Source organism: bacterium (genome assembly GCA_022616075.1).
In the GTDB taxonomy this organism is placed as follows: domain Bacteria; phylum Acidobacteriota; class HRBIN11; order JAKEFK01; family JAKEFK01; genus JAKEFK01.
The window spans coordinates 1-12,810 of sequence record JAKEFK010000260.1 but is presented as its reverse complement, the minus strand read 5'-3'; the positions used below and the strand labels follow the sequence as shown (position 1 = coordinate 12,810).

Genomic DNA, 12,810 nt, shown 5'->3' with positions numbered 1-12,810 from the left:
CTGCGAAGAGTGAAAGAAGCGGTCCGGTCATAAAGGTTGTAATCAGGGCCATGAGCACCATCATGGAAAACACCTTGTGAGACAGTATGCCCATGTCATAGCCGATATTCAGCACGACCAGTTCGATCAAGCCTCTTGCGTTCATCAGCACGCCGAGTGAAAGCGAATCGCGCCAGCTCATGCCGATCCAACGCGCTGCCAGCGAACTGCCCCCTAATTTTCCAGCAACGGCCACACCAATGATTCCCGCGGTAATGAGCCAGCTTTGCCAGTCACTCAACAAATCAAGCCGCGTGCGCAGTCCGGAAAACGCAAAAAATAGCGGCAACAAAAAAGCGGAAGTCAGTGTTTCTAATCGTTCCTTCAAAAATGACTGTAGATTTCGCAGTGAAGGGATCGCGACTCCCGCAAGAAACGCGCCGAAAAGTGCATGGATTCCGATGAGCTCTGTAATAAGCGCTGCAGCCAGGGCAAATATCAGAATTCTGGTAAGAACGCCTTTTCCCAATCTCCTTTGCTCCCTGTCAAAAAACAAAAAACGACCGAGCCACGGTCTGATCAAAAAGAGCATCACAAAAACAAAAATCAGCGTCAGGGCGATCGTATAAACCGAACCTGCAATTCCGGAAGCTCTTACGATCGCAATGACAAACGCAAGAAAACACCACGCCGTTGCATCATCAACGGCTGCGCACGCAATTGCCAGCGATCCGAGGTAAGTTCCTGTGAGTCCTCGTTCCTGGATGATCCGCGCAAGCACGGGAAACGCGGTAATGCTCATCGCGATTCCCATAAACAACGCGAACGCTAGAAACGATATGTTATCCGGAACCAAAGATGAATAGAGCCACCAGGAAAGCGCAGTTCCGAGAAAAAAGGGAATCACAATGCTCGCATGACTCACCAGAACAGCGGTATGCACTTTTTCGCGAATGCGCCCGACATCGAGCTCTGTACCCACCAAAAACATAAAAAGAATGACCCCCACCTGGCTGAAGAGGCGCAGAGCTCCCATCGAATCTTGCGGAAAAAGAAAAGATTCCACGGAAGGGATGGCCACGCCAAGCAAAGAGGGACCCAGTAGAATTCCGGCGACCATCTCACCAATGACAGCAGGCTGACCGATTCTTTGAAAAAGATTTCCTATCACCCTGGCAAGAATGATGATGACGATTAATTGGAGAAGCAGTTTGCTGATTGGTTCACTGAAGTTTCGCGAAAAAGTTTCTTTGAGAATGCCAGGAAAGGATTCTTGCACGACCTCTGTGGCCGGCGGAGAGATTTTGTCGTGTTGGAGTTTGGAACCGCTTCGTAAAACCAGATAGGTCGCGGATCCGAACAACAAAAGGATTGCAACATAGAGAGTCAGATGTTTAGACATTCTTATGCATCCTTGAAGATTGTACCTGTAGTAAGTACTTGAAAAGGAGATCATCTTGATCAGAAAAAAAATCTACGCAGGAATTTACGTCAATTGACGCCGCGTTAGACCGTCCTCATGCTTCCATCTAGCTCAAACGATGGCAATCGCGTTAGCAGATTCTCAGCGCAGGAGAATCCCATTTCAAGCGATACATCCGATGTATGGTAGTGGAAGGTCCCGCCACGTCCGGCTATAAAAAGATTCGGAATGGATGCTACATAATCCTGAACGATTTTCAGGTTTTTTTTATAGTCCAAATCGTATACCGGGTATGCGTTCGGCAGGCGGCACAAAAACGTTCCGAGAACTTCTCTCTCTTCAATCCATTTCATCTTTGAAAGATGATGGACGGCAAGATCACTCAAAGAAGCATCCTGTTGGTTCCAGGATTGATCGTCCTTGCTACAGAAGAGTTCGACGACAAGTAAAGTTTTTCCAGGTGGCGCCAATTCCCTGCTGAAATTCTTCGGTTCGCTGACTCTAGCAAACGGTACACGGCTATCATTTAGATAAACCCAGTTTTCTTTCAGGACCTGCTCGCGGTTTATCATGATGTTAATTGTTATCAGACTGCGGAACTTCAATCTTGTCGCCGCCGTCTTCACGGATTCGGGTGAAGCCGGTTTTAAAATGCGGGTCAGAAGAGTTAAAGGAATCGTTGAAATCACAGCATCGCAATCAATCGATTTCCTGTCGCCGTGCTCATCCATACAATCAATATGTGCGATGCCATTTTCTTCACATACGACATCGGAAACGGCATGATTCACGAGGACGCTTCCACCTTTCTTACAAACTTCTTCAGCCATTCGCTGACAGATTCTTCCATATCCATGTCGAGGATAAAAAAAGCGCATCGGCTCAACAAGACCTCTGCGGGACTGACTCGACTTGAGCAAAGCTTTTCGAATAATCTCAACCACAGAAAGCCCGAATGTACGCTGATCGACCCAGTCAGAAGAAATGGTCCTGCAAGAATCACCCCATATTTTTTCTGAATAAGCCTTGAAAAACATTTCATAAAGTTTTTTTCCAAACTGTCGAGTATAGGCATCTTCCATGTTTTTGGGCGCGGCTGGTTTCCACAATCTTTTGAAACGAGCAGCAAAGTAACTGCCCATGACGTGGAAAATCGTGAGAACATCAGCATTCCGCAAAACAGACCCGGCACGGACCGGATAGTCAAACATTTTGCCTTCAAAATAGATACCGCTTCTCCGGTTTACTTCGACCAATTCATCATTCATAAGCGTTTTGAACCAGAGATCAAGTTCAGGATTGCTTGTATACCACTTATGAGGGCCCAGATCGAAGCGAAAAGCGTTGTGTTCTATCGTGCGACTCAGGCCGCCGATCGTTTTCTCCTTTTCCAACACGATGCAGCGAATACCCAGAAGCGCTAACCGGTGAGCCGCAGCCAGTCCGGCCGGTCCACCGCCTAAAATAAGCACGCAGGCCATATGTGATCGAATTATATCAAGCCTTTCATTTTATCTTCAGTATGCAGCACAATGAAGGAAAACTTACTTGGGACACGGGTTGAAAAAAATCGGGCTGAGTGACCTGAGATACTTCGAAAGTAAAACTCTTAATAGCACTAAGGCTGATTCTTTTCCACGTAGCCTTTTCTCAGCTTCTCGCGGATCAGCTTGCGGGCTTCCAGCTCTGCTGTTTCGTTGCTGGAAAATGTTTTCGTTTGGATCTGGCCTTTCGTGCCGATTCGTCCAAAGTGGACCGTCATGTTTTGTTTTTCTACCTGCACCTTCCAAAACTTTCGCGATAGCCCACTGATGAATTCGAAGTAACCCTGAACAGAAGGAGTAAATGCGACAGCTGTCTCATCCACTTTAACTTGTGGCGGAGCGGATGTGAGAAAGGGAATCGATTCATATCGTTTCCGGCGATAATCCGCTGGAAACTCCGCGGCTCCATCCGTGATTGCATTCAGTTGCTGCACCAACGCGGATCCTTTTCGACGATCAACCATTGTAATGTATGCGATCATTCCACGCAGCCAGGCTTTGAAATAGGGAATCTCTTCGCGATTCTGAGCGTCGAGGCCGGTACGCCTTGCTCCATGCAGAATAGCGCGGATTCGCCTGACGAGGTCTCTCGGCACCCCAGGTTTGTCGTTGACAACAACTCCCGTAACCGACTGGCGCCCCGCAAATCGCTGCACCCGACCCTTCTTCGGATTAAGCGCAAAGCCTTCTTCCGTCACGATGTGACGGATGCGCGAGAGCAACAACGGAACCTCTCCCCGTTTTCCTTTCGGAGCGGAAAATGTCATGTCATCCGCGTAGCGAGTGTAAGCCCATCCCATTTTGTTGCTCATTCCGAGCAACCTGCGGTCCAGCTTGCGCGCCACTTGATTCGACAACGCAGGAGATGTGCAGGCTCCCTGCGGCAAGCTTCGATCGCCCGTTGCCACCCAGTACTTTTTCCCTTCATATTCCACGGGACGTCGCGGCGATTCCGTGCAAAGTAACGCGAGCACTGTGGACACTGCGGGAGAGTAACCGATTTTGCTGAATACGCCTCGCACTCGCCGGAATGTGATCGTTGGGAAAAAGTCAGTGAGATCCAGATTGATCAGAATGTCGCGACCCACATGTGGTTCCGCATTTGTGACTGTCGAACGTCCACGGATAAAACCGTGCGCCGGCTCTTCAACAATGAGATGCTCCAGGATGTTCTCCAGAATCCAGTTTTGCGCGCGCGCCAGTTGTTCATGTGGCGCGGACAAAAGTCTCATTCCACCGGATCGTTTCGGAATTTGAAAATAAACGTAATGAGAAGATTCCGACGCCTCCGAATGGAACGACAGCCATCGCAGTTTCGGAACCGGCAATCCCAGTGCTTTCGCAACGTCAGCCGGTGAAGACAAAACGGGAAGCCGGCGCTCCTGCAAGGATTCGATGAGCGAACGCCGGTCGGAAAGCAGTCCCGACACACCCGGACCAAGATACACGATGTCTTCCGCTTTACGCCTCGCGATTTCCGCGGCTCTGCGAATCTTCCGTTCTTGCGATTCTCGCTTTTTCTCCGCCCGTATCTGCGTCTTCCGTTCGCGTTCCGCTTCCACAGCTTGTTGTGCCGTTTTTGCAGCGGCGGCGCCGGCAAGTCTTAGCGCGTCATGATGACGCAGCCACGAATCACCAACGCGATGGATTTCCCGGATCTGCTCTTCTGTAAGGAATCCACGCAAAATCAAACCGCGATCGATCAAAGCCGTCCGCTCATCCGACTGAGGCGGAATCGTGTCGACACGTCCAATCCATGGAGTTCGAAACGGATTGATCTTCAACGCGCGTTTGCGCATCTCATCCGCGGAAAGCCCAAGAATCTCTGTCGCTTCATACGGATTCGGCATTTCAACATCCTTGATTTGAGGCGCTTGCGAAAACGGAGGAGGAGTTCTCGGTGGTGGAGGCGTGTAAGTGCGCGCGGTTGCGGCTGATGTTTCGGCCGCATAAAAGAGCCAGCGAGAACCCATGATGAAGTGCTGTTCGCGAACATATCGAAGAGTCTTCAGGTTGTCTGCATCAAACATTCGTTCCAGCAAGCTGGAAACTGCTAGAAGGTTTTGTGGAGAGGGAACCGTCAAAACTTCTTCTGCGATTTCCCGGTCCGTAAACGTTTCGCGCCGGTTTGCGCGCCGAACAAACGCAGACCCGACAGCGCGTTCAATCAATGTTCCTTCTATTTTTCCGGAACCGGAAAGAAAATTACGAAGTTTATCCCAGAAGCTCACGCTTATTTACTCCAGCTTTTTGAGGAGATCCCGTTTCCAACTTCGAGCTTCAGGACCGTGGCCGATCACCGAGGCGGGCACTTGCTATCGTAGCTGGAAACGCTCCGGGTTGTTCTGGTGGGGGGACGATAGCAGGTGTCCCGCCAACAAGAATATCGGTCGCGGGTAAGGATGGTAGACGAATCTCCACCGCGGCGGAACGCCGCAGTATATCGGGCTTGGAGAAACGGGACCTCCCCGCAAAGCTGGACCATTTCATGCAAAATCCTTTTGATGCACGGTGAGCTGCAGCGCAAGCAAATGCCTGCAAGGACCACCACGCAATCGGTTTTTGAAAAAATAACTGCAAGAACACTTTGCGCGCGAGTATGCGCCATCCGAATCAAGAATGCCTTCACACGTAACCTTCTCCACTTTTGCAACAAGCGCTCTTCGTCCGGCCGATAACGCCTCCTCCCTTTGAATGCGCACCATTTTCTGGGCATGCATCCACTTGCCCTGCGCAAGCTCCGGATGCTCCGGACCAATCACCGCTTCTGAAAGAGCAACCGGCATGACCTGACGGTATCTGTATACTTGCTTCGTAATGTCATAAATGACCTGTCCCTGGCGCGCCAGCAAATTCATGGAGCCCAGCAAGGTCGTATCCGATGTGCCGGTGACGCGATGGAGATCGGCGAACGTTGCTGTCTCCGAATTCAAAAGATGCCTGCCGGCAGAATTCACCACTTGAGCATCCGGTTTGTATGTCGCCGTCATCAACTCCAGCGCAGCGCTCGAAGTCCAATCGTTCCTGGTCCATCCGGAAAGAGCGAGTAGGAATCGCATCTCGCCCATGTAGACGATCCAGAAACTCGGCAAACCGGAACCGAGCAAACCGACTTCAATTTTCTCCGCAAGCGGAAGCAAACGGGCCAGCACCATCAAACGCCTGCGCCCCCAGACTTTGACCTGTTCCTCGCGCGGCCCCTCATATATATGGCCGTGCGGTTGAATCGTCACACCCCACGGATCGAGAGTTAATACAGGAGGTACGCCGGGAGTGAGCTTGAAGCGGATGGATCGCGGTCCGGTTTTTTCACGATGGCGTTTCAGATACGCAAGAATGGAATACACAGATTCGACCGGGAGTGTAACGCGCCGCATCGGGAGAGTCATTGCGGATTGAATCTGGCCAAACCCGCGAAGCCAGGAAGGAGGCAAATCAATCTTCTCTTCGCGATAATCCGCGCTTGCTTCCAACTTCACTTCAAAGCCGGCGGGATCAACCAGCAGCCTTGTTTGTCTGTATGTGCGCAACTTTTGAAAGTGATCGTACAAAGCGAGCGAATAATCCACATTCGTGGTTCCGGTTTCCGTGCGTCCGTTTCCACCGATCGCGTTGCGGTCTACAAACAGACAGCCATAACTCGATTCATCTTTGGAAAACGCTTCGAAGTAGACGACATCCGATGCAACAGTCACCACAGGATCGCAGGGCACAAGTGCGCGGAACAACTCGGGATCGTGGCGCGCCATTTCGTTCGCCCATTTTCGTCTCGCGGTCCAGTAAACGTCGTGCATTTTGTGGAACTCATTTTCAAGCCCTGCGGGAACAGGTTCCTTCGAAATTTTTTCAAGCTCCAGCTTCTTTTCCCGGTCCTGCACAATGCGGAAGAGTTCCTGTTCCTGTTGCTTCTCTTCTGCTTTCCACTGCAGATACGCAGTTTTATCTTTCTTGTGGAAGCGTTGATCGCTGACGACCACATCGTGCAATGAGCTAATCGCTTCGCGGAATCGCACCGGATACAAAAGCTCGCCATCGAAGGAAAGGGGCGGGCGCGCAAGATTCGGCGAAAAGCTCAGCACAGATTCTTTGCCGGAAGAGCGCATCTCGCTTCTACCGAAATAGCGGAGGGCCATCAGCATCAGGAGACCTCCGCAAACAACTTCAGCTCCGGCAATCGACGCTCAATCGCGCTTTGCAGTCCTGGAGATTCAAACGCGCATCTGGCCAGCGCTGCAAGCGCATTTCTACGCTCCGGCGGACGAACGCTACGCAGCATGACTCCGAGCAACGGTAACAGCGAATCCGCGCTGTCAGCATTTTGGATGATTCGCTCTGTGATCTGGCGTATGACAACACGCTTCGCTTTGCTTCCGCTGTGAATCGCGAGAAGCGACGATGTCCAAACTCCCTGGACCGTTTCCAGATGAAGCACCTTCTGCAACATTTTTAGATGGAGGACGAGCCACGATCGAACATCAGGATAGGGCGATTCTGCAAGCGCCGCCCAAAGCGAGGTATCTTCCGGATAGAACTCGGCCATCAAACTCAATCCCGCAGCTCTCGTTTCGGCGTAGGCGGAATCGGCCAGATCCAGCACAAGCTCCGATTTCAAAAAAGTGGATTGGCGCAAAACACTTTTGATCCATTCCACTGCAGCAGAACGAACAGTTGCGACACTGGCGTTGCAAAGACGCAATAGAGCGCGAAGCGTATCTTCATCACGGACCGGCTTCGAACGGGCCCAGTTCAAACCGAGCTCCGCAACGGCAGCGACCCGCGCCTGCGCGAGATCGACGCACTGTTCGAGAGTCACGCGTTCCGGATGCACATGCTCCATCATCAATTCGCAAATCACCGGCAGAATCGAAAGATTATTGTTGTTTAACAATTCAAGCCATTCGGACACCGTTACATTCGGAAGTCCTTCCGCATGCTTCAACATTTCTGCGCCCAGCTCCTGCGCTTCTTCATGGATGCTGGAAAGCATCGTGCGAATCTTCTGCACTTCGATGCCGCGGATCTGCTGGTCATAATCGCGCTTCAGCAATGTGGATGCCCAGACACGCACGGTTCTGGATTGCGCGTGAAGCACCAGATGCAGAATTTCGTGAAAGGCATTCTGCCAGGCGGCCGGGAAAAAAGGAAAAGGCTTCAGATCGCCCAATCGTGCGCCTGCGGCAAGTCGAACGCCGTGCGCTTTTCGTTGAATCACGGGAGCTCCCCAGTAGAGCACGTGCATCAGGGACCAGGAGTCGATGAGCTGCTGTGGTTTTTCCAGATGCTCATCCTTATATAAACTCAGAGTCTGGCGGATCACGCGGCCGTAACGTTCCGGATCTTTGAATGCAATCTTGCGGAAATAGCGAAAGACGCGACGGCAAAGATAGATGCGCGTGCGGCGTGAAAATCTGTCGGATGTGTATTGATTGCCCGACTTTGCCGCTCTGGACGGAACGGTAGGATCGGGAACTGTGATGTAACGCGAAGTGCGCTCTCTGGTTTGCCAGTTGTATTCCCACTTCTGAATGATGTCATGCTTCACCAACCTGTCGAAGGCTACGAGGAAGTGGGCCATCGCCTCATCATCGCTCGCAGCTTCGGCCTGCTTGAACAGCGATTTTACGAGGGCGCGATGATTCCAACGATCGCATCCATCATCGATATAGGAGAGCAGGGTTTCGCGAGCAAAGTCCCGTTGATCCGCGTACCAGGTCTCCGCAAATGATTTTAGTTTACGTTCCGAACGGGATGCGAAAAGCTCACCGAGAAAGCGCGAATCGCCTGATTGATAATACTCATCCACCAGTAAAGTCGAACCACCAGTTCCCTCTGGCATTCCCGAAGTCCCCCTGTGAAACTAAAAGTCCTACTTTGGATCGACGATATCCGCACCTAAGTAGATTGTCAAGAGGAAACAAGGAATTCAACTCAAAAGGAAGGAGTAGGATTACAGGTGCAAGCTTTACGCCGCCGCCGGGCTAGCATGCACCACTTCGTTTGAAAATTCTTTGTCGCAATACAAAATTTACCAGCATCTAATTCTGATCCAGGGTTATCGCATCGGAGGCCTGTTCAGGCTGCTCACTTATGGTTGAAGAGGGAGTGGGAATCGCATGGCCAAACACCTTTTGCAATTCTGCGCGCATTTCGCCTACAGATGTATAGCGGTCTGCCGGATCTTTTCGTAGAGCCTTTAGAATAACCGCTTCAAGATCGGCTGATATTCCCGGCTTCACTTCTGAAGGTCGCAAAGGCTCTTCTCGTAACTGCTGGAAGCCGATCGCAATTGCTGAATCTCCGGTAAAGGGAAGCTTTCCAGTAAATATCTCATACAAAATAATTCCGAATGAATAAATGTCGGCGCGTTCATCCGCTCTCTTGCCGGAAACCTGCTCCGGCGCCATGTATTCGGGTGTGCCAAGAATCAATCCTGTTGCAGTCATTCCTTCTTGATGAGCACACGAAGCCAGACCGAAATCAATAATCTTCAACTGCCCTGCATTATTGATGATGATGTTTTGTGATTTCAAATCTCTGTGAATCACTCCCTGCCGGTGTGCACTTTCAAGACCATCGCAAATCTGAAATGCAATTTGAGCTCCCTGAGCCATCGAATATGCGCCGTTCTGTTTGAGAAGCTCTTTCAAAGTGCTGCCTGAAAAAAATTCCATCGAAACAAAATGGAGTCCTTCAGAGTCGGAGATATCATGGATCCTGATAACGTTCGGATGCGTGATTCGCCGCGCTGCGGATACTTCCCGTTTTAGACGTTCCAGTGCATCGGTGTTGGTCCCCAATAGCGGCGAAAGAACTTTGATCGCCACCTGCTCTTTTAGTTGTTTGTCATAGGCCTGAAAAACAATTCCCATTCCTCCACGACCCAGCTCTTTCAGGATTTGAAATCGCTTCTCCAATGCCGATGATATATTCAGAAAGACAGTAGGCATCTGACTCTGACCGATGCTTTCCGAAGTTGTGATTTTTCCTGAAGAGAGCGCCTGTTCCATCTGCGAATTGAGCTCAGCGTCCAGCCGGCACATCAGAGCTTCCAGATTCTCGATCCGGTCCATCGATTTCTTCCAATTGGCCGACTCCAGTTTTTCCTGATCCATTCCTTTTAAAGCCGCAGACTTCAAAAAATCTATAAGCTGTGGGAGCCCAAGAGAGAGCAGAATCACGAGAGCTCCAAACAAAAGAATAGTCATGTTCTGGCTTTTCGAATACAGCACGAGTGAAACGATGGCGATTGGCATAACCATCCACCCTGTTCCAAATTGATCTCTAGAACTATGTGATTTCTCTCTTTCCTTTTGGGCCATTCCCATCCTCTTCATGTTCCAATATATTACGGATTGCGTCGGATGGAGTTCTCGGAGTTTGAATTTTCAGCCATGCTGACTTAATTTCAAGGAGTACTCAAATAGGTTCAGGAAGATGCGTCTACCAAAAGGAACATTGCTCGGTCCCTATCAAATCTCGTCGTTTATCGGCGGAGGCGGTATGGGCGACGTGTATCGCGCTTTTGATACACGGCTTGCAAGAGATGTTGCTTTGAAGGTTTTGCCCGAACATCTTGCAGCCGACGGTCAATTCGTGGATCGCTTTCAAAAAGAAACTCGCGCTTTAGCTGCGCTTTCCCATCCCAATATTCTCTCCATTTTTGACGTCGGGAGAGACCAGGATTGCATCTTCGCGGTCATGGAATTGCTGGATGGAGAAACGTTGCGAGCACGATTGGATCGGTCGCCGCTTGATTCGGAAAAGGCGCTGGAGATTGCAACTGAAATCGCTTACGGCCTGGTTGCCGCTCATTCCAAAGGGATCATTCACCGGGACCTCAAACCTGAAAATGTTTTCCTGATAGCTGAAGACCGTGTAAAGATTCTGGATTTCGGCCTTGCCCAACTTCGGGTCGAACCAGTTGCTGGAGCAGTTTCTCAATTAAAAACCCAGCCGGGACAAACAAAGCCTGGAATGCTTCTGGGTACGGTCGGCTATATGTCTCCGGAACAGGTGAAAGGAATGGAAGTCGATGCCACCACTGACCTCTTTTCATTCGGCAACCTCTTCTGCGAAATGCTGACCGGGAAAGCTCCCTTCCTGAGGAACACGGCTGCAGAAACCTTCGCTGCAATTTTGAATGATGATCCACCTGCGAGCCTGATAACTGACACCGGTCCTGTGCCTGTTGAACTCCGGCGTATCGTTCTCTTCTGTTTGCAAAAAAATCCCGTGGATCGTTTCCACTCCGCGCGAGATTTGTATGTGGCGCTCAAAATGCTGTCGCATGGCTCCAGTGTAGTTTCCAGCATTCCCCAGTTTGAAACCGCTAAAAGCAAGCGACCACGCAGAAAAAAGAAGGTCGATTCTGTGGCTGTACTTCCCTTCTTAACCGAGGGCTCAAATCCGGAAATGGAATATCTGGGCGGTGTTGCTGAAACAATCATCAACACACTGTCCCAGACTCCAAAACTTCGGGTCATGGCTTACGGCACTGTCCTGCGTTATGCCGGAGGCAATGTGGATCCGTTACGTGCCGGGAGAGAACTGAACGTGCGAGCTGTATTGAGTGGAAGAATTGTCAAGCGAGGAGATGCGCTTGACATCCAGGCGGAGCTCATTGACGTTATGGACGGAGCGCAGCTCTGGGGAAAACGTTACAGCGCTGAAATTTGTGAGGTTTGCGGCGTCGAAGAGGAAATTGCAAAAAAAATCTCCGATAAGCTCCGCATTCATCTTACCCAATCGGAGCAGAAACGGCTGAGCCGCAAAATGACGGCAAACAAACAAGCCTACGATCTGTATTTAAAAGGAAGATACTTCTGGAACAAGAGGACCGATGAGGGACTCCGAAAAGCGAAGGATTTTTTTGAACAGGCAATCTTAGAAGACTCGAGTTTCGCGCTTGCGTATTCAGGATTGGCGGACACCTACTGGATCCTGGGAAGCTACGGGTTTATCCGTCCAAGAGATGCTTATCCACATGCGAAACAATATGCAATAAAGGCGCTGGAATTGGATTCCGGACTTGCCGAAGCTCACTGTTCGCTCGCCGAGTTCCTCTTCCGCTACGATTGGAACTGGGACGAATCAGTAAAAGAATTCGAGATCTCTCTGAAATTGAATCCTGGATATGCAACTGCTCATCACTGGTATGCAGTTGCTCTCGTCCTCTTTGGCAAATTTGAAAAGGCAGTGGAGGAGATTAAGAAAGCCAGAGATCTCGATCCATTCTCTCCAGTGATCAACTGGAGCATGGGATACATCTATTACTACGCCCGTCAATACGACAAAGCGATCGAACAATTCAGATACACTTTGTTGCTTGATCCTACCTTCTTCCGGGCCTCGACGGACATCGCCATGGCTTATGTGCAAAAGTCCATGTTCGAGGAAGCCGTCGTGGAAATCGAAAAAAGATCCATTGAGTCTGAATTGACTTCATGGATTCTTTCGTCCGTCGGATATACATATGCCATGGCAGGACGAATACAAGAGGCAGAAAAGATGATTGAAGAATTAAAAGATTCCAATCGCCTGCCATACGTTTCTTATTACGCTGTCGCTGTTGTGTATGTCGGACTCCGAAGGGACGAAGAGGCACTCGACTGGATGGAACGCGCATTTGAGGAAAGAGAGGACGCGATGACGAGCATCAAGGTCAATCCCCGGCTGGATCCACTCCGTTCCAATCCGCGTTTCAAAAAACTTGTGGAGCACATGGCTCTACCATAGCTGAATTAATTCGAGTGGAGTGGCTCTTAAGTACTACTGACGTTGAACTTCTTGTTTTTTTAGAAGGATTTTCGCAAAAGGATATTAAACCGCAGAATATCGAACAAAGGAACTCCGAACCGCAGAAGT

General features: G+C 50.2%; 7 protein-coding genes. 1 reads left to right on the top strand and 6 read right to left on the bottom strand.

Annotation, left to right across the window (positions count from 1 at the left end; genetic code table 11):
* The 6 genes from L0156_21590 to L0156_21565 all read right to left on the bottom strand — a co-directional run.
* On the bottom strand, positions 1 to 1,381 hold a 1,381-nt coding region (locus L0156_21590; GenBank protein ID MCI0605587.1), incomplete at its 3' end, for a cation:proton antiporter.
* Positions 1,382 to 1,485: 104 nt separating this feature from the next.
* Positions 1,486 to 2,883, bottom strand: coding sequence for an FAD-dependent oxidoreductase (locus L0156_21585; GenBank protein ID MCI0605586.1), 1,398 nt, complete (start codon positions 2,881 to 2,883; stop codon positions 1,486 to 1,488).
* Between the two features lie 137 nt (positions 2,884 to 3,020).
* Complete coding sequence (locus L0156_21580; protein MCI0605585.1) at positions 3,021 to 5,177, bottom strand: WGR domain-containing protein; 2,157 nt, start codon at positions 5,175 to 5,177, stop codon at positions 3,021 to 3,023.
* A gap of 255 nt (positions 5,178 to 5,432) precedes the next feature.
* A complete protein-coding gene (locus tag L0156_21575; protein ID MCI0605584.1) occupies positions 5,433 to 7,085 on the bottom strand; it encodes an SWIM zinc finger domain-containing protein in 1,653 nt (550 codons plus the stop codon).
* A complete protein-coding gene (locus tag L0156_21570) occupies positions 7,085 to 8,782 on the bottom strand; it encodes a hypothetical protein (protein ID MCI0605583.1) in 1,698 nt (565 codons plus the stop codon). The genes L0156_21575 and L0156_21570 overlap by 1 nt, the downstream gene beginning before the upstream one ends.
* Positions 8,783 to 8,981: 199 nt before the next feature.
* On the bottom strand, positions 8,982 to 10,199 hold the full coding sequence (locus L0156_21565) for a serine/threonine protein kinase (GenBank protein MCI0605582.1): 1,218 nt from the start codon (positions 10,197 to 10,199) through the stop codon (positions 8,982 to 8,984).
* Between the two features lie 181 nt (positions 10,200 to 10,380).
* Here L0156_21565 and L0156_21560 point away from each other — a divergent pair, with 181 nt between their 5' ends.
* Positions 10,381 to 12,681, top strand: coding sequence for a protein kinase (locus L0156_21560; protein MCI0605581.1), 2,301 nt, complete (start codon positions 10,381 to 10,383; stop codon positions 12,679 to 12,681).
* Positions 12,682 to 12,810 lie beyond the last annotated feature (129 nt).